Below are 24,167 nucleotides of genomic sequence, written 5' to 3'. Positions count from 1 at the left end.
CGCTAACTCTTGTTCGCAGGATTGGGCCGGCGGCCGCGGCCGAGCGAAACGACTCGGTCCTTGGCCTCTAGCAGCTTCGTCACTTTCGCACCTAAGGAGAGTAACGTTGCAAGCCGCTCTGTTTCAAGTTGTTTTACGTCTTCGTACCAATGCGTTAGCTGCTCGATCAGGGCGTGCATCTCGCTCATGCGCTCTTGGGCATGGCGCTCGGCATCGCTTGCCGGGCGCTGCATCAGGATTTCCCGCAGCACCGAGAGCGTCGGATCGACCTCGCGTTTCTTGCGCTCTTCCGCCAGCGTTCGCAGGATCTGCCAAACGTCGTCCGGGGTGGTGAAGAAGTCGCGCCGGTCATCCGGTTTGTGTTTCAGCAGGACGAGGTTCCAAGTCTGCAGTTCGCGCAGGCTCATCGAGACGTTCGAGCGCGAAATGCTGAGGGCATCGGCAATTTCCTCGGCACAGAGCGGTGAAGGCGACACGTAGAGCAGGGCGTAGATCTGGCCGACCGTGCGGTTGATGCCCCAGCGCGAGCCCATTTCACCGAAATGCAGAACAAAGGATTGAACCAGTGGTGGGAGATTCATATCGGTCTCCGTAATGTCTGTAATTTCAGAAATTTCTGAAATCACTATAATCCGGTCGGCTGTCTGGGCAATCGGCAAGTGAGGCCTGCGGCAATTTGGTGCCTCGATAGGGGTCAGGAAGCAGAAGCCGGCCGATCGCTGGGGAACGGCGTAGCGCGCCGCTGCATCGTGACACTTTGACCACGATCAAGAAATTGCTGTTCTCTCGCCATGGCCGTGGTCTATGCTTTTGCGCGGAGCTGATTTTGATGCGCAAAGACATACATAATTCAAACATACCAGTGCGTTGCATGAGCTGTGAGATCCGCCACAAGGGCGTGTGCGGTGCGCTCAGCGCTGAGGAGCTGCTGATGCTTTCCGCGCATACACGCCTGGTCAATTATCAATCCGGCGACGAGCTCGCTGGCGAGAAGATGCCGGCCGAATCCTATGCCACCGTGATCCGCGGCGTCGTGAAGCTTACTAAGAGGCTGGAAGACGGACGACAGCAGATCGTCGGCCTGCAGTTCGCTCCTGACCTTCTCGGCAGGCTCAATGCGAATGAGAATGCCGTGTCGGTGGAGGCTGCCTCCGACGTCAACCTCTGTCGCATTCCGAAGGCCGCGCTGGAGCGCATGGTCAAGAGTAATCCCGCACTGGCCGAGCGGCTGATGGCGCAGGCGCTGCGTGAGCTGGACGAAGCGCGGGACTGGATGGTAACGCTCGGACGCAAGACGGCCGCCGAGAAGGTTGCTAGTTTCCTGTTGCTGATCGCCACCCATCTCGATCCCGAAACTGTCGGCGAAAAGCGCCGGTTCGAGCTGCCTTTGTCGCGGGCCGACATTGCCGACTTCCTGGGGCTGACCGTCGAAACGGTTTCCCGCCAGCTGTCGAAGCTGAGAACCGACGGCGTGATCTCGATCGTCGCCAACAGGCATATCGAGGTGCCGAAGCTGTCAAAGCTCAAGGCCTGTTGCGGCTCCTGACGATCCCTGTGCGGCATTCTTGAATGCAGGTTGCCGAGCAAGCCCATTCCGTGCAGGAGTGATGGTTCACCTCGTTCGAGAAGAGATCTGCATGTCTGCCTTGGCCAATCCGCTTGTTTCCCGCCTGTCTCCGCCACCCATTCCCTCGGTTCTCGCCTGGGCTCGCGAATACAAGGGCGGCAAAGGTCCACTGGTCGATCTCTCGCAGGCGGTGCCCGGTTATCCAGCCCATCCCGAAATGTTGCGGCTGCTCGGCGAAGCGGCATCTTCGCCGAAGACGACGGGCTATGGGCCGATCGAGGGCGAGGGCGTGCTGAGAGACGCCTATGCCCGGCATATGTCTGACGTCTATGGGGCGTCCGTTGCTGCCGCCAATATCCATATCACTGCGGGCTGCAACCAGGCCTTCATGTCGGTGGCCATCGCGCTCGTCGGTTCCGGCGATACCGTGGCGCTGACCAACCCGTTCTATTTCAATCAGGAGACGACGCTGTCGATGCTCGGCATCAAGCGCGTTCTCGTCGACTGCAATACGGAAAATGGCTTCCTGCCTGAGGTGCAGCCGGCCGAAAAGGCGCTCGCGGCCGGCGCCAAGGTCTTGGCGGTGGTCACGCCGAACAATCCGACGGGCGCTGTCTATCCGCCTGAATTGCTGCTGGAACTGTTTAACCTCTGCCGCAAGCATGGGGCGTGGCTGATCGTCGACGAAACCTATCGCGACTTCCTTCCCGAAGGCTATGGCGCCCCGCATCCGTTGCTTGGCATCCCCGGCTGGGAAGACACGCTGATCCTGCTCTACAGCTTCTCGAAGTCCTTCTGCATTCCCGGCCATCGTCTCGGAGCGATCACCGCCGGCGTTAACGTCGTTGCCGAGATTACCAAGGTCATGGACAACATGCAGATCTGCGCGCCGCGCGCTGCGCAGGTTGCCGTTGCCGAGGCAATGCCGATCCTTGCGGACTGGCGGGCGGGAAATCGCCTGGAGATTGCGCGCCGCGCGGATGCGTTGCGGGCCGTCATGTCCGGATTGCCTGGCTGGGAGATCGGTGCGCTTGGCGCCTATTTCGCGTTCATCCGCCACCCGTTCGCGGAGCTCAGCTCAGCCGCTGTCGCAGGGCGTCTGGCGAAGGAGGCCGGTGTTGTTTGCCTACCTGGGAGCTATTTCGGGGAGGGGCAGGAGCACTATCTCCGCCTGGCTTTCGCCAATGCCGATGCGGCTTCGATCAGTTTGCTCGCGGATCGTCTTCGGTAGTTTTGAAATGATGAAGGCCCGCGCTAGCGGGCCTGCATTGTTCAACTCCTGTGGCGTATCGAAGCGGATGTCCCATCCGTCGTCACCCCGGCCCATGAGCCAGGGTCCAGCGCGCGCAAGTCCTTGCGCGCGAAAGATCTTTTCGCACCGCGGACGCCGTGCGGCTGGATGCCGGCTCAAGGCCGGCATGACGGAGACAGTCGTATGAATGTCCGCATCAAGGTGCCTGGCTTTTTCGCAGGTGCCTTTGTCAGACCACGACGGTCAGCGGCGGTATCCGCTTGTCTGCCGGGCTATCCTGCTCGGAGGCCTCCAGCAGATTGAGCTCCCGCCGCTCCTTCTCCGACACGATCGCAAGGTCGAGGACCTTCTGCAGATTAGCGGCGTGGCGGAAGGTCGGGTCGTCCTGCTTTCCGGTTCTGACGGCTTCCGCAAAGCGCTGATAGTTGGTCAGAACAGCCGGGACCTCGATGTCGCGCCAGGTGGCGGTCTCGATATCCTCGCCGAAGCAGCCGCGCAGTTCGGAACCGTCAGGGCGATGGATGACCTCAAGGCTGCCCTTTTCGCCATAGACGCGAAGTTTCAGCTCATTGAGATGGCCGGTTGCCCAGCGGGTCGCATGGATGACGCCGAGTGCACCATTGGTGAAATCGACCGACATGGTGAAGCTGTCGTTGGCATCCAGCAGGTACTCGCCGATCTGGCCGCCCGGTGCCTTGTTAAAGGTCTTAAGGCGGGCAAAGACGTGGTCGATATCGGTCGCCGCGCCATAGGCGGCGAAGTCGAGGATGTGGATGCCGACGTCGCCGAGCACGCCGTTCGAGCCGTGACCGGTCGACAGGCGCCACAGCCAGCGCGATTCCGTGCGCCAGTCGCCCCAGGCGCGCGAGACCAGCCAGCTTTGCAGGTAGGAGGCCTCGACGTGCCTGATGGTGCCGAGTTCTCCCGCCAATACCATTTCGCGGGCCCGCTGCAGCGGAGCGACGTTGCGATAGGTGAGGTTGACCATGTTGATGACGCCGGCAGCCTCTGCCGCTTCCGTCATCTCCAAGGCGTGGTCGTAATGCTCGGCCAGCGGCTTTTCGCAGAAGACGTGCTTGCCGGCTGATATCAGCGCCAGGCTCGTCGCGTGGTGGATGCGATCAGGCGTGACGTTGGTGGCCGCGTCGAATTCACCCCATGCGATCGCTTCCTCGAGCGTCTGGAAGCGCTTCTCGATGTGGAAGTGATCGGCAAATTCGGTGAGGCGCGCCGGGTCGGTATCGACGGCGCCGACAACTTCCACGCCGTCGATGGCGAGGAAGTTGGCAACCTGGTTTCTGGCCATCGAGCCGGTGCCAAGAACGAGTAGTCGCATATGTGTGCTCCTCAGCGGTAACCGGCTTCGCCGGCCTGATGCAGTCGCGGGCCGCGTTCGACGATCGGCTCGAGAGCCTTTTCGACCGGAACATTCGGGGCATCGGTGATGTTCTTCAGATCGCCCTGTGGGTTATAAGCCCATTTCACGCCGTTGATGAGTACCTTCTGAACGTTGGCATCATGATAGGTCGGATAGGTTTCGTGGCCAGGGCGGAAGTAGAAAATGTTACCGGCGCCACGACGCCAGGTAAGTCCCGAACGGAAGACTTCGCCGCCCTGGAACCAGGAGATGAAGACGGTTTCCAGCGGCTCCGGCACGGAGAACTGCTCGCCGTACATTTCCTCGTTCTCGAGAACGAAGTTTTCGTCGATGCCGGCTGCGATCGGGTGGCGCGGGTTGATCGTCCACAGACGCTCGCGCTCGCCGGCTTCGCGCCACTTCAGCGCGCAGGGGGTGCCCATCAGACGCTTGAAGATCTTCGAGAAGTGGCCGGAGTGCAGGACGAGAAGGCCCATGCCTTCCCAGACGCGCTTGGCGACGCGCTCGACGACAACGTCGGAGACCGCGCCGTGATCCTTGTGGCCCCACCAGGTGAGGACATCGGTTTCGGCAAGGCGGGCTTCCGTCAGGCCGTGCTCGGGCTCCTGCAGCGTGGCGGTCGTCGCCTGGATCGCCGGATCGGTATTCAGCGCGTTGGCGATGGTGGTGTGCATGCCTTTGGGATAGATGCCCCGAACGATGGCATTGGTGGTCTCGTGGATGTTTTCACCCCAGACAATGGTGCGAATAGGCAAGGTCTTGCTCCTTCATGCAGATGGTGGATCGACCTCGATGGGAGGCGAGGCGGATCCTGTGGTTTTGGGTAGATGTCAGGCCGCGCCTTTAAGGAACACCCTCTCGAGCGCGCGTCCGGATTGGTCGAAGCGATGAACACGGTCAGCCATCGGGGAAACCCCGAGTTTCTGGCCGGGCTGGTGGCCGGAGACGCCCGTTTCCCGCACGACAAGCGGCTCTGATGTGCCGATGTCGAGATAAACGAAGCTGTCGGAGCCGAGAATTTCGGAATGAATGACGGTGCCGCGCCAGGCGGCGTCCTGCTGAACGATTTCCATATGCTCGGCGCGAACGCCGATGGTGTGGGCATTGTAGGGTGCCGAGAACTCACCGGTCAGGAAGTTCATCTTCGGCGAACCGATGAAGCCGGCGACGAAAACAGAATTCGGCGTCTCGTAGAGTTCGAGTGGCGTGCCGACTTGTTCGACGACGCCGTCCCGCAGAACGCAGATGCGGTCGGCGAGCGTCATCGCCTCGACCTGGTCGTGGGTGACGTAGATCATCGTCGTGCCGTGCATGCTGCGGTGAAGCTTGGCGATCTCCAAACGCGTCGCGACGCGGAGGGCTGCGTCGAGGTTCGACAGCGGCTCGTCGAACAGGAACACCTTGGGATCGCGGACGATGGCGCGACCGATCGCGACACGCTGGCGCTGGCCGCCCGACAGTTGGCGTGGCAGACGCTCCAGGTAGGGCGACAGCTGCAGCATGCCGGCTGCTTGTTCGACACGAGCCTTGCACTCTTCCTTCGTGCGTCCCGAGAGCTTCATTCCGAAGGCCATGTTTTCGAACACGGTCATGTGCGGATAGAGCGCATAGGATTGGAAGACCATGGCGATGCCGCGCTTCGACGGCGCGTAGCGGTTGACCGCCTCGCCATCGAAGGAAAGCGTGCCCGAGGTGATGTCCTCCAGCCCGGAGATCAACCGCAGCAGTGTGGACTTACCGCAGCCGGACGGGCCGACGAAGACCATGAACTCGCCCTTGCGGATATCGAGCGAGACGCCCCTGATGACTTCAAGCGCACCGAAGCTCTTGCGGATATTGTCGAGTCGAATCTGTGCCATATCGTGCTTTCTTCAACCTTTGACGCCGCCGGCGGTCAGGCCGGAAATGATGCGCCGCTGGAATATCAGGACCAGGACAACGACAGGGACCGTAACAATGACGGATGCTGCCATGATGTTGCCCCACGGGATTTCGAACTGGCTGCCGCCCGAAAGCAGGGCAATGGCAACCGGCACCGTTCGCTGAGCGTCCGATGAGGTGAATGTTAGGGCGAAGAGGAATTCGTTCCAGGCTGTAATGAAGGCAAGCAGACCGGTCGTGACTAGAGCCGGCCACATCAGCGGCATGAAAACCTGGGTGATGATGACCCACGGCGAGGCGCCGTCGACGATCGCCGCTTCCTCGATTTCGATCGGCAGATCGCGCATGAAGGTGGTCAGAACCCAGACCGTGAAGGGCAGGGTGAAGATCATATAGGAGAAGATCAGCGCGAAGGGCGTGTTGAAGATGCCGATCCAACGGATCAGCTCGAACAGGCCAGCGAGCACGGCGATCTGCGGGAACATCGAGACCGACAGGATCGTCAGCATCAGCAGCGCGCGGCCGCGGAAATTGACGCGGGCAAGCGCATAGGATGCTGTGACGGCCAGCAGCAGCGAGGCTGCGACAACGAGGATGGCGACGAGCAGCGAGTTTCCGAGGCTGCGGATGAAGCTGCCGGTGGTCAGCACCGACGTGTAGTTGGTGAGCGAGATCGAGGTCGGCCAGTAGTTGACCTCGAAAAGGGCAGTGCCGGCTTTGAAGCTCGTCAGGATCGCATAGTAGAACGGGAAAACCGCGATTATGACGATGACGGTGACGAGCAGATAGAAGAGCGTGTTCTTGGTCAGGGTCAGCAGCATCAGCGGTCGCTCCCACCGAGTTTGACGCGACCGAGCCACATGTAGAGCACGGTGATCGTCGCGATGATAAGGAAGAGCACGGTCGACGCCGTCGCCCCATAGGCGAACTTGTCGAAGTCGAAGAGGTTTTCGCGCGCCATGACGGACATGGTCTTGGTCTGAGCATTGTTCGGCGTCAGCACATAGATCAGGTCGAAGATGCGCAGAGCGTCGAGCATGCGAAAGATCACGGCGACCATGATGGCCGGGCGGACCAGCGGCAGGGTCAGGCGCCAGAATACCTTGATCGGATTGATGCCGTCGATCTTTGCCGCCTCGTAAATATCGGCAGGTACCATCTGCAGACCGGCGAGGATGAGAAGCGCCATGAAAGGCGTCGTCTTCCAGATGTCGACGATCAGCACCGCGATCATTGCCGTCTCGGGATTGGCGGTCCAGGCGATCTTCTGGCTGATCAGGCCCATGCCGAGCAGGATGTCGTTGAGGATGCCGAACTGGTCGTTGAGCATCCAGGCCCACATCTTGGCGGAAACGATTGTCGGGATTGCCCAGGGAATGAGGATGGCGGCCCGGACGATGCCACGGCCAGGGAAATTCGCGTTCAGTACCAGGGCGACGATGAGGCCGAGGATGGTTTCGATGGTCACCGACAGGAACGCGAATTTCATCGTGTTCCAGACCGCCTTCCACCAATTCGGGTCGGCGAGCAGGCCGCTATAGACCGTGCGCCCGCTCTTCAGCGTGATCCAGGAGAGGTAGTTCTTGAAGCCGACGAACTCGGCGCCGCTGAGGTTGGTGAGCGATGCGTTCGTGAAGCTGAAATAGATCGTCCTGAAAAGGGGCCATCCGGCGACGACGGCAAGAATGAACAGGGTGGGGGCCAGGAATATCCAGGCGGAACGGATGCGCTCGGCGCGCAAGTCCGACGAGGTATTGACGGCGCGCGCTCGCGATCCGACGCTTTGGGAAACTGCGGCTTCAGTCATGTGGTACCCGCTTCTTGAGGCGATTGACGGTGGCGTCTCAGGGAAGGGCAGCGGCGGGACGTCCGCCGCTGCCGATGCCTTCGATTACCAGTTCTCGCCCTTCAGCGATGTCAGGTCGGCCTCGAGAAGCTCGAGGTTTTCTGCGGACGTGCCGTTGCCCGAAAGCGAGTTGTGAACGGCGGTCCAGAACTTCGAGGAGACTTCGTTGTACTTGACCTTGGCGGATGCCGACGGACGCGGAACGGCGTTCTGGAAGATTGGTTTCCAGTTCGGCATGAACGGCTGTGCCGTGGCGATGTCCTTGTCGTCATAGAGCGCCGACAGCGTCGGCAGGTTGGAGAGCTCGATCGCCCGCTGTTTCTGGCTCTCCTTGGAGGTCAGGAACTTGGCGAGCGCGATCGCGGCGTCCTGGTTCTCAGAGTATTTGGAGACTGCGAGATTCCAGCCGCCGAGCGTCGATGACGGCGAGTCGCCTTGCTTGGCAACCGGAAGCGTCATTACATCGAACTTGCCCTTGACGGCACTGTCTGCGCCATTGCCGAGGGAATAGGCATATGGCCAGTTGCGCATGAAGACGGCATTGCCGGTCTGCCAGACGCCGCGGGACTCTTCTTCCTGATAGGCGAGGACGCCGCCGGGCGAGATCGTCCCGATCCATCCCTTGGCGCGGTCAAGCGCTGCCGCGGCATTCTCGTTGTTAATGGAGATCGTGCCGTCCGGTTCGATGATCTGGCCACCGCCCGACGACTTCACCCATTCGAGCGCGTTGCAGGTCAGGCCTTCGTAGGCATTGCCCTGGAAAACATAACCCCAGAGGTCTTTCTGGCCGGCGGCGCGTTCCTTTTCCTGGATTTCCTTGGCGGTTGCCGCCATTTCGTCCCAGGTCTTCGGCGGCTGCTTGCCGTATTTGTCGAGCAGGTCCTTGCGGTAGTAGAGCGCCGGCGCGTCGGTGTAGAGCGGTAGCGCCACGAGGCGACCGTTCACGGTCTGCGAAGCGATGATCGACGGGAAGAAGTCGCCGACGACATCCTTGGCGGCATCCTTCAGGTCGACGAACTGATCCGCCAGCTGCGGCGCCCAGATGACGTCGGTCTGATAGATGTCGACGTCCTTGTTGCCGGCGGCGAGCCACAGGCGGTATTGCGAGAACTGCTCGGTCGAGGAGGACGGCATGGTCACGATGCTGACCTTGTTGCCGGTCTCCTTCTCGAAGGCGTCGAGCTGCTTGCGGAGGAGCTCCAGGTTCTTGCCTGTGGAGCTGGCGGAAATGCTGATATTTGCGGCGAAGGACGGTTGTGCGACGCCAATCAACGCGGCCGCGACGGCGACCGCTGTGAAACGAAACTTCATATCTTCCTCCCAAAAGAACCAAACATTGGAAAAATTGAAAACGGTTTGGCTGGAAAAAGTTGTCAGAAGGTCGATATTGAGTCAAGCGGGCACTCGTGCCAAAGTCGCACAACCGCAATCACATATTGATAACAAAGCAAAATCATAGAGATGCTGCTCAATTTGGTTGTGGGTAAAGGTCGAAATACCTCTTCGGGGAATATCCAAAATTGAAAACGGTTTGGTTGCTTGTAAGCTGCTATGCTTAGGCCATAAGCAAGACCAGCACTTGGCGGCGATCAGCCAGATGGACCAGCACGAAAGACGCAATGTTGAATGAAGCTTAAAGAGTTCGCGAAACAGGTCGGATTGTCTCCAACGACAGTCAGTCGTGCGCTGAGTGGTTATCCTGAGGTGAGCGAGACCACGCGTGCACGCGTTGCGGAAGCCGCCGTCAGACTGGGCTACAGCCCGAACGTCAACGCGGTGCGGCTGAAGACGGGTCGGGCGGGCGCGATCGGCGTAGTGATGGGGCGTGCCGGCGAGTTCCACTTCGCCGAATTCATGGCCGGCATGGCGGAGCGGCTGGTGGCGGAAGAAACCGACATTCTCGTCATCCCGATGGCGGATCCGAACCAGGAAGACGAGATGCAGCTTTACCGCCGACTTGTGGAGAGCCGGCGCGTCGACGCGATCATCGTGCATTCGCCGAAACCGAATGACGAGCGCATCGCGCTGCTCCACGAGCTCGGCATGCCCTTCCTCGTGCATGGCCGGTCGGCCATTGACGTGCCGCACGCCTGGCTTGATATCGATAACGAAGCTGCGATCATGCGCGCGACCTCGCACCTGATCGATCTCGGCCATCGGCGAATTGCGATGATAAACGGTCGGCCGGGCGCGACCTATGCCCTTCACCGGGACAGCGGCTTCCGCAAGGCTCTTCAAAGCCATGGCATCGAGCCCGATCCGCAGCTGATGGCGAGCGGGAATTTCACCGACGAGCTTGGCTTCCGCTTCGCTCGATCTTTCCTCGAACAACCCAACCCGCCAACTGCCTTCGTCGCCGGATCCATGATGACGGCGCTCGGCGTCTATCGGGCGGCCCGCTCGCTCGGGCTGCAGATCGGCCGGGACGTTTCGGTCATCGCTCACGACGACGTCTTTCCGTATCTGACGGCGGACAACATGGTGCCGTCGCTTTCGGCAACGCGGTCTTCGATGCGCGCGGCAGGAACGCGATGCGCCGATCTTGTCCTGCAATTGCTGTCAGGACGGTCTCCGCTGGAGATCCACGAATTGTGGCCCGTCGAACTGATCCTGCGCGAGTCGACGGGGCCGGCCAGGCAGTCTACGTCCTGACGTCATAACTACGGATGCCGCTTCCCCCGGGACGGTTGCTGGTAGAATATCGCGCGTTTTTCCAAAACGATGGAAAGATGATTTCCGCCTCAGCGGAATTTCGGTGCCTAGTTGATTGAGCGGACGGCGCCAAAATCGCATATTGACGGCAGTTGCTCACGCATGTCGACCATCCTCCCGGTCGATGGGCAACTGTTCCCTCTGGAGGTTTTGACCTTCGAACTCCCAGCCACCGTGAATAGCGGTGGCTTTTTTTTGCCTATCGCGCCGTCGACGTGCCTCGGAACATTCGGTTGCGGCCGCTCGTTTCCTCCGGAAGAAGAGTTGAAGGAGAGCGTCATGCAGGTCGTCGGCACGCAGGTCATTCCCGAGAAGGGTGGCAAACTCGGTTTCACAATTGAATTCGTGGGCGATGGAGGGGAGATCGTTTCCGTCCAATTGCGCAATGACGAGAAGCAAACCCTCAACTCAAGGAACGCGGTTGAACGAGCCCAGGCTGTCATGGCGGAGATGGCTACGGCCGACACGGAAGAGGCCAGCGTCGGCCGATTGAAGGCACGGCCGAGCGCTCGTGCCGCCGGCGATCAGACCGCAATGGAAGAACAGCTGGACGAGGGATTGGAAGGCACATTTCCAGCCAGCGACCCAGTCTCGGCAACTGGTTCCAGCATTCCGACCAGATCGGCAAAACACTGAGGACAGCGCCTGAAGGGCGTCGGCGGTTCCGCTTTGGCCCGATCAGGTTGCAAACGAGGAAAAAATCTGGCGCTCGCGGCGGTGCGCCGGAACTTTTTCGCTTCCAATCCATTGAATCCCTTCGTTGCCGAAGCAGGCGGGTGATCAGGTGCCTCAGATCCGGAAAATTGATCGCAAGAGCAAGCAGGTGGATGCCCGGGATAGGCTGATCATCGCGCTTTATGCTCAGCTCAAGGCCGAGCGTCAGACTCGCGAGACGCTGGAATGGGTTATTCGGAATGGGGGACTCTCGGACGAAGTCCTGGAGGCGATCGCGTCCGATCCGGTTCCAGTCGTCACCAGCGACGACATCGCCTCCGTCGAGAAGATCATAGCCATTGACCAGCGACGCAAACGCAAACTGCAAAACGACAACTGAGGGGGAATGTCATGGCAGCGCGGGCAAGCTGGAAAGGCCATCTCAAGGTCGGAGACCTTGTCTGCAGCGTAGGATTATATACGGCGGTTTCGACCTCGGACCGCATCTCGTTCAATATCATCAACCGGAAGACCGGCCATCGGGTGGAACGGCAGTTCGTCGATAGCGAGACGGGCAAGGCGGTTGAGCGGGATGACCAGGTCAAGGGATACCAGCTGGACAATGGCGAATACATCGTCATCGAGGGCGAGGAGATGGCTGGCGTCATGCCGGAAAGCGACAAGGTCCTCAACGTCCAGAATTTCGTACCCTACAGCGAGATCAACAAGCTCTATTTCGACAAGCCCTACTACCTGGCGCCCGTCAGCGAGGATGATGAGGAGGCGCTCGGTCTGATCGCCCGCGCCATGCGCGATCAGAAGGTCGCCGCGATCGCGGAAGCAGTGCTCTTCCGCCGCAACCGTACCGTCCTGATCCGGCCGCAGGACGACTATATCATCGCAACGACGCTGAGCTTCGATTACGAGGTGCGCAAGCCGGAGACGGTCTTCAAGGACATTCCGGAGATGAAATTCGACAAGGAAATGCTCGAACTGGCCGGGCACATCATCGGCACAAAGAAAGGCACCTTCGTTCCACAGGAATACGAGGATCGATACGAGATGGCGCTCTCGGAGCTGGTCAAGGCGAAGATCGAGGGCAGGGAGCTACCGAAGGCCAAGCCGAAGCCGCAGGGCAAGGTCATCGATCTCATGGACGCTCTGCGCCAGAGCGCCAAGCTGAGCGCCAAGCCGCGAGCCCGAAAGGCAGCGCGGGCAGATAGCGGACAGACGAAGGCGAGCTGACGATGGCTCTGCAGGCCTATCAAGCCAAACGCAATTTCAAGGTAACACCGGAGCCGCGCGGGAGCAGGCGTGTCGGCAAGCCTCCAGCGCAGGCCGCGCTCCGTTTTGTCATTCAGAAGCACGACGCGTCGAGGCTCCACTATGACTTCCGGCTCGAGCTCGACGGCGTGCTGAAAAGCTGGGCCGTTACGCGCGGTCCAAGCCTCAACCCCGATGAAAAGCGCCTTGCCGTCCATGTCGAGGACCACCCGCTTGATTATGGCGACTTCGAAGGCATCATCCCGAAAGGCCAGTACGGAGGCGGCACGGTGCTGGTTTGGGATCGCGGCACATGGACGCCAAATGGCGATCCGCACAGGGGCTATAAGAAGGGCCATCTCGAATTCGACCTTGACGGCGAGAAACTGAGCGGCCGCTGGCATCTGGTCCGCATGCATGGCAAGCCGGGTGAACGCCAGGAAAACTGGTTGCTGATCAAGGCTGAGGATGCCGAGGCCAGCCACAAGGGCGACATTCTCAAGCAGCGACCTGAATCGGTGAAAACGGGCCGCAAGATCGAGGAGGTGGCGAAGCACCCTGACGCCACCTGGAACTCCCATCCCAAGGGAGCGTTAAAGTCCGCCTCTTCAAAGCCCGCAGCGAATCAAGCAAGACCGAAACGTCAGGTGTGGCCGAAGGGGGCCGAGAAGGCGGCGTTGCCTGCCTTCATCGAGCCTGAACTTGCCAAGCTCAAGGCCAAGCCTCCGTCGGGAGAAGGGTGGATTCACGAGATCAAGTTCGATGGGTACCGGTTGCAGGTTCGGCTTGAGAAGGGCAAAGCCACTCTGCTGACCCGCAGCGGGCTCGACTGGACCGACAAATTTGGCCCGGAAATCGTCGCGGCCTTCACGGCACTGCCGGCGAAGGCGGCGATCCTCGACGGTGAAATCGTCGTCGAGCGTGAAACCGGCGCCTCGGACTTTTCGGCCTTGCAGAATGACCTTAGCAAAGCCCGGCACGATCGGTTCGTGTTCTATGCCTTCGATCTGCTTTACCTCGATGGATACGACCTGCAGCAAGTGTCACTGACCAATCGCAAGGCCTTGCTCGCGGACCTGCTCGCCGACGTCGACGCGCGACTTCGCTATAGCGAGCATTTTACCGAGAAGGGTGCCGTTGTGCTGGAACACGCGCGCCAGCTCGGGCTCGAAGGCATTATCTCGAAACTGGCTGACAGCGAGTACGTGTCGGGACGTACCAGCGACTGGGTCAAATCGAAATGCCTGCAACGGCAGGAGCTGGTGATCGGCGGCTATGTGCCTTCGAGTGCGATGAACAACGCGATTGGCTCGCTGGCAATGGGCGTTTACCGCAAGGGAAAGCTGGAGCATGTTGGCCGGGTCGGAACGGGCTTCAGCGTCAATGTCGCGCACGAACTCTATGACACGCTGTCGGCGATGGAGCAGACGGAGAGTTCTTTCGACGACGAGCTCACCCCCGAGGAGCGTCGCGGGCTGGTCTATGTGAAACCGAAGCTTGTTGCCGAGGTTGAGTTTCAGGCATGGTCGGCGGACAACAATTTGCGGCACGCCGCGTTTCGCGGGTTGAGAGAAGACAAGGCGCCAGAAGAAGTTATGCCCGAAGCAACAACGACGACTGCGCAGGAACTGCCTCAATCCAGCGTCACGCTCACCCATCCCGATCGGATCTATTGGCCGGAGGAGGGGATCACCAAACAGGGACTGGTCAGCTATTACGCACGGGTATGGCGCTTCATTGAGCCCTATGTGACCAAGCGGCCATTGGCATTATTGCGTTGCCCCGACGGCATTGCCGGCCATCAGCGGTTTTTCCAGAAGCATGCCTGGAAAGGCATGAACGCCAATATCGAGCAGATCACCGATCCGAAGGACAGGGGCGGCGAGAAGTTGCTGCGCATCACCGACTTCGACGGGATGGTCGCGCTCGTCCAATCGGCCGTGCTGGAGATCCATCCCTGGGGGGCGACGACGGCGAGTTGGGAGCGACCGGACATGATCACGATGGACCTTGACCCGGCCGAAGACGTTAGTTGGGCCGAGGTGATCGCCGCTGCCTACGAATTGAAGGAGCATTTGGAAGCCGCGGGCCTGGCGGCCTTTGTCAAAACCTCCGGCGGCAAGGGGCTGCACGTCGTAAGCCCGCTCAAACCGAAGGCCGGCTGGGCGCCGGTCAAGGCTTTCGCCAAGGCGCTGGCCGACGGCATGTCCAGGGATCACCCCGACAAGTATCTCGCGACCGCCACGAAGGCGAAGCGGAACGGCAAGATCTTCATCGATTATCTGCGCAACGGTCGCGGCAACACGGCCGTCGCCGCCTATTCGACGCGTGCGCGGCCCGGCGCTGCTGTTTCGATGCCGCTTGAGTGGAACGAACTGACCGATGAAATCGGTCCGGCCTATTTCACGGTCGACAACGCTCCGGCACGTCTCGATGCCTTGCGCAGCGATCCATGGGCGGATTTCTTTGCCGCCGCCGTTCCCCTTGAGAAGCGAAAGTAGCGGAGGCGGCTGCGGTCTCTCAATGAGATTTCGGGCGTCCCGTTTCCTTGGCGAGGCTCTTTTTCAGGGCGTCCATGATGTTGACGACATTGCCCGTCGGCTTGGATGCCGGCCGCTTGGATGAAGGCGGTGTGGCTTTGACAAGGCTCTTCTGCTTCGCACGGATCATGGCTCGCAAGCGCTTCTGGATCGGATCCTGCACCATGGCGGGCTGCCAATCCTCCGTTCGATCCTTGACCAGCTTCTTCATCATGGAGAGCACCGTGTCATCCACTTTGCCGTGGCTATCAAGTGTCGCGGCCGGCGGGCGAACTTCGTCGCCGAAATGCAGTGTCCAGAGGATGATGCCCTTGCCCTGCGGCTCCAGGAGGACGGCGCGCTCACGTCGGTAGAGAACAAGTCGCGCAACGCCGACGACATCGTTTGCCTTCATCGATTCGCGGATCACGCAGAAGGCTTCGGTGCCGACCTTGTCCTCCGGCGTCAGAAAATGTGGTTTGTCGTACCAGATCCAATCGATCGAGCCGCGCGGCACGAAAGTGTCGATGTCGATCGTCTTCGTGCTTTCGAGCCCGACTTCATCGAGTTCCTTGTCCTCGAGAATCACATAGTCGTCCTCGCCACGCGGATAACCTCGGGCCTGATCCTTGTCGGCGATCGGCTTGCGGGTGACGCTGTCGACGTAGCGGCTTTCGACGCGGTTCTTCGTCTTTCGGTTCAGGACGTGAAATCGAAGCTGGTTGCTATCCGTCGTCGCCGGTGTCAGGGACACTGCGGCCGTGACGAGTGACAGTTTGAGATAACCCTTCCAATACGTCTGACGTGCCATTCGCGCCCTGGCGCCCCGGCGCCATCTCCCGTGGCCGCATTCGCGGCAATCCTCCATAACGGTGTGAGCAGCCGTTTGGTTCCATTGCGCGCGGACAGATAGAGTCAGTGCCCATTGAGCGCCTTGAGCCAGCGGAGCACGGCGATCTCCTCCTGATTCATCCAGCGCAGCAGTCGCACGCTTCGGCTCGGTCGGGTGTTGGCGAGACTGGCAAGGTCGCCGGTCTCAAAGCTTTCGAATATCTTTGGATGGATATAGGACGACCGGCATACTGCGCGCGTGTTGACCAGGCGCGCGGCAATTGCGTCGATGACTTCATTCACCTGCCGGGCGCGCCCTCGCTGGCTTTCGTGTGGTTCAAGCGAAGCCAGCCCGGTCGCAGCCATTTGCGTTGCTCCCCAAGTGCGGAATTGGCGGGACGTGAAATCGGCTCCGGATGCTTGCCGTATGTAGCTGTTGACGTCCTGTGATTGGATGGGGTGGCAGACACCATCGTCATCGATGTACTGGAAAAGCTGTTGCCCGGGCAGCTCCTGGAGCATCTGCACGGCGCGCGTGATGCGACGGTCGCTATGACTGAGGCGCCATTCCTTTCCTGACTTGCCCTTGAAGCGGAAGTGAATGCTCGACCCTGATATTTTCACATGCTTGTTGCGCAGCGTCGTCAGGCCATAGGAAGCGTTCTCCGCGGCGTAGCTCGCATTGCCGACGCGGATGAAGAGATTGTCGAGCAGCCAGACGATTGTTGCGAGCGCCTTGTCGATGTTGGGTGCCCGGCGTCGGAGGTCTGAATCCACCTTCTTCCGGATCGCGGGAAGCGCCGAGCCGAAGTCGGCAAGCCGCTCGAATTTGCTCTTTTCCCGCTCGGCAGTCCATTTGGGATGGTAGCGGTATTGCTTGCGGCCGCGAGCGTCGCGGCCAGTGGCCTGCAGGTGGGAATGGGGGTCGGCAGAAATCAGGACCTCGGTATAGGCCGGGGGAATGGCAAGCGCGGAGATGCGATCGAGCTCCGATGGCTCCGTGATACGGATGCCACCGGCGTCGTAATAGACAAATCCCTTTTTGCCCGCCTGCCTGCTGATGCCGGTCTCCAGGCTCGCTGTGAAAACCAAGCCGTCGGCAGTCGACGCCCCATTAAGTTGCGACGTCGCCGGTTCGTTGCGGGGTTGCGATTTATGAGTCGTTCTCTGATCCACAGTGAGCACGAAACGCCGTTGTCGTCGCTAGGTTCCGCTGCCGGCTAGGTAAGACGGCGGAACGGCGGCGAACGCGGCATTGAGTGAAGGTGGCGCGCTTGGCCCGGATTACCAATAGGACTTGGTATCTGGCTATAATCTCCCTCTACTTTCAAGGGCTTCGGTGCGCCGGGTGTGACCGACGCGCGGCACTGCCGATTCGATTCGCAAGATGGCGGCGAATTCGTCAGACCTAAGTCCAACTACCCAAGCATTGGGCCAGCGCTAACTGACCCTTGTCCTTCTGCCCCGAAGGATGAGGGAGGCTTTAGGATGTCGCGGACCAACCCTCCTGCAGCCTCCCTCCTTCCGATCGGACCTTGGTCCAACTTTCCAAGCGGGCATGCTCTGTCTAAGTTGTTCTCGTCCTTCCGCCAAAAAGGACACGCAAGGGCGCCTTCGGGCTCCCCGAGGGCTCGAGAGGATCACCAACGGGTAGGCTGACCTCTCGGCTCTCCCGTGTGAGGCAAGAGCTTCCTGCTTGACCCGGCCTGATGGCATTTGAGACTGGTGGGCAGGAGGGAAGACCCCGATGACGCCACGCAGCACGAGATTGTGCTTAGGTACCCACTCGCCTCGTCGGTTCTCCCGCACACGGCCTTGTCGAAGCGCCCAGCGACGGCCGCTACGTGATTGAGCACCCAACCGGCGACATGGAGGTGTTCCTCGATCTAGGCCCAGACGGCAGAGTGAAGGGCGCAGGGACGATCAGGACGTCAAGGAAGCTTTTTGACGGCATTGTCTTCCCCAGTTGATACTGACAAGCTTCGAAGAAGGCCGCCCAACGGTAAACCCAGACACCAGACGGTGAGCGGAAAACCGCGATGACTCTTGCGCGCCCTTCTTTAGCCGAAGCCAAGAACACGGCGGGTCGAGCATCAAAACCCTCATGAACTTAACTAACGTGCCAACCTTGGCGCTCGCCATTTATTGCGTCAGCTAAAGGGTTTTGGCTGGTTTGCTTGTAGCCCAACCCGATTAAGAGCCCGACAAACAAGGGAGCTAGCGTATCGGCGATAGACCGGCCGACAACGTGCCTAACGGAATTTCTTTACGACCTCGTACTTCCCGGCTTCCCAAGCTCTCATCTCGCCACCTTCGCAAGAGTAGTTTTCGTCAGTCTCCGCTATCCCGATCCCAATGCCCTCAACCTGGGGATCGTCGAAGGTGACGTATATGTCCGCCTTCTTGATCTTCCGCTCTTGAAAGTCCTCCAAGATTTCCTTGTAGCACGCGACATTGGGTTTCAGATTGTCGCGTAGAATTCGGGCTTCGGTTTTCTTGGTTATCTCTGAGAGCGGGCGTGTCTCAGCGAGAGCAGTAGGAGAAACTGACAGCGCCAACAACAAAGTAGGCGCAAGGGCCAAAAGAAGCTTGCTCATCTCATCGTCCGTTTGACGTCACAAAGCTGGGCATAAGGGCCGCGTCCATGAAGTGAGCCGCGCGGCGATTGTGCATATCATCACAGAGATAGGTAGGGTAGTGCATAGCCAAGCCGCGCAAGAACGAGACATCGGTCTGGTGCACGACGGATGCTGGCCTTGCGGTAGCCGTTCAGTCTACTGCGCGCCGATCACGATGTCGTCGCGGATCAGGTCCGAAAGTTCCCGTTCATCCGTGACGCCGAGTTCGATCCATTGGAGCAGGCTGTTTGCCTTTCGGCGTGCTTCAACACTTCCGGTGTGATGTCCATGTTCGTCGCACCAGCACTCCAGGATGCGATCGATCAGGTCGGTAATTTTCGATGTCAGCATCGGTCGGTGCCACGAAATCCATTGCATCGGCCCGTCTCCCTTCGAGACTGGAGCCTATGTGCAGCTGCATCGGCGTGGCAACCTCTCTAATATAAGAATCCACTCATATTGCGCTCCTAAACGCCGCTGCGTTGCAAAATGGCAATAGTCGGTGCGTCGGACTAGCGCCGAAAAGGATCAAATTTCGGCTCTCCGAGGCTCGGAAACGTCGTTGAAATCGAAGCCAACGGTGTGCGATTGTGGAAGGGAGATATGTCGGCGGATGGGATCGGAAGATGCCCGACCTGAGAGATAGGTGACGTTTTGTACCGGAGACATGGGTAACACTTTTCGCTTTTGGCGGGAGGTGTTGATGCCGTGGAGAGAGACTTCGGTGATGGAGGAACGTCTACGATTTGTCGCCCGCCTGCTGGAGGGCGAAGGCATGAGCGATGTGTGCCGGGAGTTCGGCATCTCGCGCAAGACCGGCTACAAAATCTTCAATCGCTACGAGGACGACGGCCTGGAGGCGCTGACGGATCGGTCTCGACGGCCGGTGCGTTACGCCAACCAGTTGCCCGAGCCGGTCGAGGCAATGATCGTGCGGCTCAAGAAGGAGAAGCCGCATCGGGGTGCCAGGAAGAGCAGAGAACTGCTGGTGAAGCGTCTGGCCGACGATGTGCGCGTGCCGTCGAAGAGCGGTGCTTGACCGGCACGGGCTGGTCGCTCATGCCCGCCAGCGGCACCGTTATCGGGCAGAAGGAACGGCCTTATCACAGGCCCTTTCGCCGAACGACCTGTGGTGCGCCGACTTCAAGGGCGAGTTCAAACTCGGCGATGGCCGCTACTGTTACCCGCTGACGGTCACCGACCAGACGCCACGCTACCTGCTTGCCGGTGAAGCCTTCGAATCGACAAAGGAGGTGGGGGTGTTCGAGGCGTTCCGCCGATTGTTTGCCGAACATGGCCTGCCAAGCGCGATCCGCAGTGACAACGGCCTGCCGTTCGCCAACCCCAACGGCCTCTACAATCTGTCGAAGCTGTCAGTCTGGTGGCTGCGGCTCGGCATCGCGCTCGAGCGCATCAGGCCGGGCCATCCGCAAGAGAATGGCCGGCATGAGCGCATGCACCTGACGCTGAAGAAAGAGGCGACCAGGCCACCTGGCAGAAATATCCTGCAGCAACAGGCCCGCTTCGATGCGTTCGTCAGCGAATTCAATACCGAGCGGCCGCATGAAGCCCTGGCGATGAAGGTGCCGCTCGATCTCTACACGCCATCGGCGCGCCGATATAACGGGCTGCCGGAGATCAATTATCCGTTCCACGACCGTGACGCGCTGGTGACCCATTGCGGCCGCATCTGCATCTACCGCAAGACGATCAACATCTCGACCGTGCTGGCCGGACAGAAACTGGGAATCAAGGAGGTCGACGACGGCATTTGGCTCGTCAGCTTCATGCACTATGATCTCGGATATATCGACCTCGAGCAGAGGACCTTGCAAACCATCGGCAACCCGTTCGGCACGAGGTTGTCACCCATGTGGTAGGTACGTTTTGTTACCTATGTCTCCGGGCTGGACAAGAAAGAACTGGTGGGCCCGGAGGGACTCGAACCCCCAACCAAGCGGTTATGAGCCGCCGGCTCTAACCATTGAGCTACAGGCCCGGCGACAGCATGGCTGCCGTGTCCGGCGCAATGGTTCCCCGGAACGGGTTTCGCTCTAACGCAATTCTTGAGCGCTCACAAGGGACTGCCGCAATAGCTTCACAATCAATCGGCAAGACGGCAATCGAGACTTCACAATCAGGGAGTTAAACACCGTGCTGCCGAACACCAGAACCATTGCCTTCAGCCTTTTGCTTGGCCTTCCGATCGCCACCATGGCGTTGCCGACACTGGCTGCTGATTCGCAGCCGCGCGAGGCCGTGATCTCCGTCAGTGGCGAGGGACAGGCGAGCGTCGCGCCCGACATGGCGGTGCTCAACCTTTCCGTCGTGAAGCAGGCAAAGACCGCACGCGAAGCGCTCGACGAAAACAACAAGTCGATGACTGATGTCCTGGCGGCGCTGAAAAAGGCAGGCATCGCCGAGCGCGATCTCCAGACGTCGGGCTTTTCAGTGCAGCCGCAATTCACCTACCCGCAATCCAACGATGGTCAGCCACAGCAGCCGCAGTTGGTCGCTTACCAGGTCTCCAACTCCCTGAGCGTGCGCGTCCGCGACCTGTCCAAGCTGGGCGCCATCCTCGACGAAGCCGTCACGCTCGGTGTCAATCAGGGTGGCGACATTCAATTCACCAACGACAAGCCGGAAAAGGTGATGGAGGAGGCTCGCAAGAATGCCGTCGCCAATGCCATCGAGAAGGCGAAGACGCTGGCCGGGGCAGCTGACGTGAAGCTCGGGCGCGTGATCGAGATCAGCGAGACGTCGCCGCGTCCACAGCCGGTGCCGGTCGCTCGGGCCGCCATGATGAAGGCCGCGGCAGACTCAGCCGTCCCGGTCCAGGGCGGTGAAACCAGCTACAACATCACCGTCAACATGACGTTCTCGATCACGCAGTGATCCTCCAACAGTTCAGAAATCTCTAATTTTGACGCCGGGTGGCCATTGATATTCTCTGCAATATCAATGGCCTGTTTGTTTCTTGTCGGGCGCGGTGGAGCCGATGCGCCGATAAAGGGCTTTATCACGCGTATATTACACTATAACATCGATCGTGTTTTCGGCCTCGCAGGGGAATCTTGAGTTCTGTTTCCCGAGCTCTGCCGGCCGAAGAGGAGGAATGGCACTAGCCCCCAAAGAGGAGACAGACATGACGAATGCCTTGCCGCCGCTTCACGATGGACATGCCCCGTTCACCCTTCAGGAACTCTTCCGCGAAGCACTCTACGCCTTCGAAGAGTGGGATACGGAGCTCACCGAGCCGATTGTCACTTTCGAGGGACGTGTTGTTCCCATCAGCCAGGTCTTCGAGGCGATGCGCCACTGCGACGACATCGTTCCGATGAACATCGTCGGAGCCGTCACAGAACGGCTTACCAAACCCTGGGAGGGCGAAGGACCGCTCGACCAGATGAGTTTTTCGACGGCTGCCCGCGTCATGGGCGTCCTCGTCCGCAAGCGTCTGCTTGCCAATGGCACGGCTGACATTGTCGCCGTTGCAGAACAGCCAGCCGAGCGCCGCTCCGGCAACTGAACGGTTGGATTGCGGTCGTAGGGCCGCAATCCCGCTTCCCGTATAAAACTTGCTATGGTTCGAAGGCTTCCTTGAGGCCGACGCTCTTGCGTTCGCGCAGGTCGAGATCGGCCTCGATATGCGCAATGTGGTGCAGCATCAGCCTGCATGCCTCGTCGAGATCGCTCCGCTCGATCGCGACGAGGATGTCGCCGTGCTCGGAATGGCCGCAACTCGATATGGTCGATTGGCCGTAGAGGGCGATCACTAGCGATGAGCGGGCAACAAGCTCATCCATGAAACGCTGCATGATGGCGTTGCCGGATATGGCAGCAAGCGTCAGATGGAAGTCGCCTGATGCCTTGATCTCGGCACGCCGGGCCGTCTGGCCGCGCTCGCCCATCAGGCGGCCTTCCTCGAGCAGCAATTGCTTCAGATGCTGGATTTGCGAAGGCGTGACTCTGGCCGCGGCCTCCCGCAAGATCCCGGGCTCCACGAGACGGCGGGCGGCAAAGATCTGGCGCGCCTCATCGGGCGAGGGGTAGGCGACGAAGGCGCCACGATTCTTTTCGACGCTGACCAGACCTTCATAGGAAAGAGCCTGCAAGGCGGCGCGCGCAAGCGTGCGACTGACATTGAACAAGTTGCCGACATCGCTTTCAGACAGCTTCGTTCCCGGTGACAGACGCCGCTCGACGATCGCATCGCGGATCGCGTCGCGGATTTGTTGTGTGCCTGTATCGGCTGGATCCTCTGCAGTCTGCAGGGCCGTTGCGGTGGGCTTCATGAACACAAATACCTTTTGACCGGGAAATGATATCTGCGTTTCCCGTAAAAGTTAAACGGAATTTGCGCGCAAAGTGAAGGCTAAATTGTATACGATATTTTGCACGAATTGCAGACGATGGCCTATTTTGTGTGCATGTGACGCCGCTGCCTGAATTTTGATATATGACGTTGCATCGATCGGAAGTCTTTGATTTCCCGACGTTTTGTGCGCCGCAAAAGAAACTGGCACGGCAGATGCATTGTCTTTCTCAAACAGGGGAAGACCAATGTCGAAAGCTGCAGAGATCGATATCATATCCGTTTCCAAGGTGTATGGCGCCACGACGGCGGTCCATTCCATCAGCCTGAAGATTCCGGCCGGCTCCTACTGCTGCTTTCTCGGGCCTTCCGGCTGCGGCAAGACCTCGACGCTGCGCATGATCGCCGGGCACGAAAGCATTTCCTCAGGCGATATCAGGCTCGGGAATACCGTCGTCACCGATTTTCCGCCGGCCAAGCGCGGTACCGCGATGATGTTCCAGTCCTATGCGCTCTTCCCGCATCTTGATCTCATCGACAACGTCGCCTTCAGCCTGAAAATGAAGGGCGTCGAGAAGGAGGACCGGCGCGCCAAGGCGCTTGACATGTTGAAGCTGATGCAGATGGACGCCTATGCGACGAGGCGACCGGCACAGCTCTCTGGCGGCCAGCAACAGCGCGTGGCGCTGGCGCGCGCGCTGATCACAGATCCCGAAGCGCTGCTGCTCGATGAACCGCTCTCAGCCCTCGATCCCTTCCTGAAGATCCGCATGCGTGCGGAGCTGAAGAAGCTGCAGAAGAGTCTCGGCATCACCTTTGTGCACGTGACGCACAGCCAGGAAGAGGCGATGGCGCTCGCCGATATCATCGTCATCATGAACGACGGCAAGATCGAGCAGGCGGCAACGCCGCGCAAGGTCTTCGAGGAGCCGGCCACCGCCTTCGTCGCTCGCTTCATGGGCGATCACAATGTTCTTTCCGGCCGCGTTGTGTCTTCAAATGGCGGTGTCACTACGCTCGAGGTTCCGGAAGGGCAGACCTTCTCGGTGCGCGGCAACGGCAAGCATGCCGGCGAGAGCGTCGATATCGGCGTCCGCACGGATCGTGTGCGCCTCGAAAAGGCTTCCGACAAGACGCTCGGCTTCAACGGTGTCGTCTCCAATATCGAATATCGCGGCGCCTCGGTGAAGCTCACGGTGGCCGGCGCGGGCAGTGACGACTTCACTGTTATCGCGAGTGACGGCGATTATTTCGCCAAACCCGTATCGGTCGGCGATGCGGTGTCTCTGAGATGGGCTCTGGAGGACGCGGTCCTCCTCGGCCGTGCATGA

General features: G+C 59.9%; 22 protein-coding genes, 1 tRNA gene and 1 pseudogene. 11 read left to right on the top strand and 13 right to left on the bottom strand.

The window, feature by feature from the left end:
- Positions 1-2: 2 nt before the first annotated feature.
- The gene (locus AF71_RS12560; RefSeq protein WP_018857153.1) at positions 3-581 is read right to left on the bottom strand and encodes a GbsR/MarR family transcriptional regulator; all 579 of its coding nucleotides are present in this window, start codon (positions 579-581) and stop codon (positions 3-5) included.
- 317 nt (positions 582-898) lie between these two features.
- Between AF71_RS12560 and AF71_RS12555 the strand changes: the two genes are divergently transcribed.
- Together AF71_RS12555 and AF71_RS12550 are read left to right on the top strand one after the other, a co-directional pair.
- On the top strand, positions 899-1,546 hold the full coding sequence (locus AF71_RS12555; RefSeq protein ID WP_112645367.1) for a Crp/Fnr family transcriptional regulator: 648 nt from the start codon (positions 899-901) through the stop codon (positions 1,544-1,546).
- Between the two features lie 91 nt (positions 1,547-1,637).
- Positions 1,638-2,798 (top strand): aminotransferase, encoded by a 1,161-nt coding sequence (locus AF71_RS12550; RefSeq protein WP_169681505.1) that lies wholly within the window; start codon positions 1,638-1,640, stop codon positions 2,796-2,798.
- A 250-nt stretch (positions 2,799-3,048) separates the two neighbouring features.
- On the opposite strand, the gene AF71_RS12545 is transcribed toward AF71_RS12550, so the two are convergent.
- The 6 genes from AF71_RS12545 to AF71_RS12520 all read right to left on the bottom strand — a co-directional run bounded on the left by AF71_RS12545 (position 3,049) and on the right by AF71_RS12520 (position 9,235).
- Entirely contained in the window at positions 3,049-4,155 is a 1,107-nt protein-coding gene (locus tag AF71_RS12545) for a Gfo/Idh/MocA family oxidoreductase (RefSeq protein WP_018857150.1), read from the bottom strand.
- A gap of 11 nt (positions 4,156-4,166) precedes the next feature.
- On the bottom strand, positions 4,167-4,952 hold the full coding sequence (locus AF71_RS12540; RefSeq protein ID WP_169681503.1) for a ThuA domain-containing protein: 786 nt from the start codon (positions 4,950-4,952) through the stop codon (positions 4,167-4,169).
- Positions 4,953-5,027: 75 nt separating this feature from the next.
- Positions 5,028-6,056, bottom strand: coding sequence for an ABC transporter ATP-binding protein (locus AF71_RS12535; protein ID WP_113471559.1), 1,029 nt, complete (start codon positions 6,054-6,056; stop codon positions 5,028-5,030).
- 12 nt (positions 6,057-6,068) lie between these two features.
- Positions 6,069-6,899 (bottom strand): carbohydrate ABC transporter permease, encoded by an 831-nt coding sequence (locus AF71_RS12530; protein ID WP_018116605.1) that lies wholly within the window; start codon positions 6,897-6,899, stop codon positions 6,069-6,071.
- On the bottom strand, positions 6,899-7,885 hold the full coding sequence (locus tag AF71_RS12525; RefSeq protein ID WP_018857147.1) for a sugar ABC transporter permease: 987 nt from the start codon (positions 7,883-7,885) through the stop codon (positions 6,899-6,901). Before AF71_RS12525 ends, AF71_RS12530 begins: the two co-directional genes overlap by 1 nt.
- 84 nt (positions 7,886-7,969) lie before the next feature.
- Positions 7,970-9,235 carry an ABC transporter substrate-binding protein gene (locus AF71_RS12520; RefSeq protein ID WP_169681501.1) on the bottom strand — a complete coding sequence of 422 codons (1,266 nt, stop codon included), beginning with the start codon at positions 9,233-9,235 and terminating at the stop codon, positions 7,970-7,972.
- Positions 9,236-9,550: 315 nt separating this feature from the next.
- Between AF71_RS12520 and AF71_RS12515 the strand changes: the two genes are divergently transcribed.
- The 5 genes from AF71_RS12515 (at position 9,551) to ligD (ending at position 15,054) form a co-directional block, all read left to right on the top strand.
- The gene (locus AF71_RS12515) at positions 9,551-10,576 is read left to right on the top strand and encodes a substrate-binding domain-containing protein (protein WP_018857145.1); all 1,026 of its coding nucleotides are present in this window, start codon (positions 9,551-9,553) and stop codon (positions 10,574-10,576) included.
- Positions 10,577-10,915: 339 nt separating this feature from the next.
- Positions 10,916-11,272 (top strand): hypothetical protein, encoded by a 357-nt coding sequence (locus AF71_RS12510; RefSeq protein WP_026371786.1) that lies wholly within the window; start codon positions 10,916-10,918, stop codon positions 11,270-11,272.
- 148 nt (positions 11,273-11,420) lie between these two features.
- Positions 11,421-11,690 carry a hypothetical protein gene (locus tag AF71_RS12505; RefSeq protein ID WP_026371785.1) on the top strand — a complete coding sequence of 90 codons (270 nt, stop codon included), beginning with the start codon at positions 11,421-11,423 and terminating at the stop codon, positions 11,688-11,690.
- A gap of 11 nt (positions 11,691-11,701) precedes the next feature.
- Positions 11,702-12,535, top strand: a complete 834-nt coding sequence (locus AF71_RS12500) for a Ku protein (RefSeq protein ID WP_169681499.1) — start codon at positions 11,702-11,704, stop codon at positions 12,533-12,535.
- 2 nt (positions 12,536-12,537) lie between these two features.
- Positions 12,538-15,054, top strand: a complete 2,517-nt coding sequence (gene ligD, locus AF71_RS12495) for a DNA ligase D (RefSeq protein WP_169681497.1) — start codon at positions 12,538-12,540, stop codon at positions 15,052-15,054.
- 19 nt (positions 15,055-15,073) lie between these two features.
- On the opposite strand, the gene AF71_RS12490 is transcribed toward ligD, so the two are convergent.
- From AF71_RS12490 to AF71_RS12470, 4 genes are all read right to left on the bottom strand, one after another.
- Positions 15,074-15,883, bottom strand: a complete 810-nt coding sequence (locus AF71_RS12490) for a Ku protein (RefSeq protein ID WP_018857141.1) — start codon at positions 15,881-15,883, stop codon at positions 15,074-15,076.
- A 104-nt stretch (positions 15,884-15,987) separates the two neighbouring features.
- Positions 15,988-16,995 (bottom strand): DNA topoisomerase IB, encoded by a 1,008-nt coding sequence (locus AF71_RS12485; RefSeq protein ID WP_169681495.1) that lies wholly within the window; start codon positions 16,993-16,995, stop codon positions 15,988-15,990.
- A 1,160-nt stretch (positions 16,996-18,155) separates the two neighbouring features.
- Positions 18,156-18,500, bottom strand: coding sequence for a hypothetical protein (locus AF71_RS12475; RefSeq protein WP_018857139.1), 345 nt, complete (start codon positions 18,498-18,500; stop codon positions 18,156-18,158).
- 177 nt (positions 18,501-18,677) lie between these two features.
- Positions 18,678-18,899 (bottom strand): hypothetical protein, encoded by a 222-nt coding sequence (locus AF71_RS12470; RefSeq protein ID WP_018116593.1) that lies wholly within the window; start codon positions 18,897-18,899, stop codon positions 18,678-18,680.
- A 325-nt stretch (positions 18,900-19,224) separates the two neighbouring features.
- Between AF71_RS12470 and AF71_RS12465 the strand changes: the two are divergent.
- Positions 19,225-20,401, top strand: a pseudogene (locus AF71_RS12465) (integrase core domain-containing protein).
- 43 nt (positions 20,402-20,444) lie between these two features.
- Here the strand turns inward: AF71_RS12465 and AF71_RS12460 are convergent.
- Positions 20,445-20,520, bottom strand: a tRNA-Ile gene (locus AF71_RS12460).
- A 215-nt stretch (positions 20,521-20,735) separates the two neighbouring features.
- Here AF71_RS12460 and AF71_RS12455 point away from each other — a divergent pair.
- Both AF71_RS12455 and AF71_RS12450 read left to right on the top strand, forming a co-directional pair.
- The gene (locus AF71_RS12455; protein ID WP_246733641.1) at positions 20,736-21,416 is read left to right on the top strand and encodes an SIMPL domain-containing protein; all 681 of its coding nucleotides are present in this window, start codon (positions 20,736-20,738) and stop codon (positions 21,414-21,416) included.
- 250 nt (positions 21,417-21,666) lie between these two features.
- Entirely contained in the window at positions 21,667-22,050 is a 384-nt protein-coding gene (locus tag AF71_RS12450; RefSeq protein ID WP_018116585.1) for a hypothetical protein, read from the top strand.
- A 52-nt stretch (positions 22,051-22,102) separates the two neighbouring features.
- Here the strand turns inward: AF71_RS12450 and AF71_RS12445 are convergent, their stop codons facing one another.
- Positions 22,103-22,816: a GntR family transcriptional regulator gene (locus AF71_RS12445; RefSeq protein WP_041912273.1), complete on the bottom strand. Its 714-nt coding sequence runs from the start codon at positions 22,814-22,816 to the stop codon at positions 22,103-22,105.
- A gap of 268 nt (positions 22,817-23,084) precedes the next feature.
- Here AF71_RS12445 and AF71_RS12440 point away from each other — a divergent pair, with 268 nt between their 5' ends.
- Positions 23,085-24,167 (top strand): ABC transporter ATP-binding protein, encoded by a 1,083-nt coding sequence (locus AF71_RS12440; RefSeq protein WP_169681491.1) that lies wholly within the window; start codon positions 23,085-23,087, stop codon positions 24,165-24,167.

Source organism: Rhizobium sp. 57MFTsu3.2 (assembly GCF_012932765.1).
Lineage (GTDB): Bacteria > Pseudomonadota > Alphaproteobacteria > Rhizobiales > Rhizobiaceae > Rhizobium > Rhizobium altiplani.
This window is presented reverse-complemented; position numbering and strand designations above follow the sequence as displayed.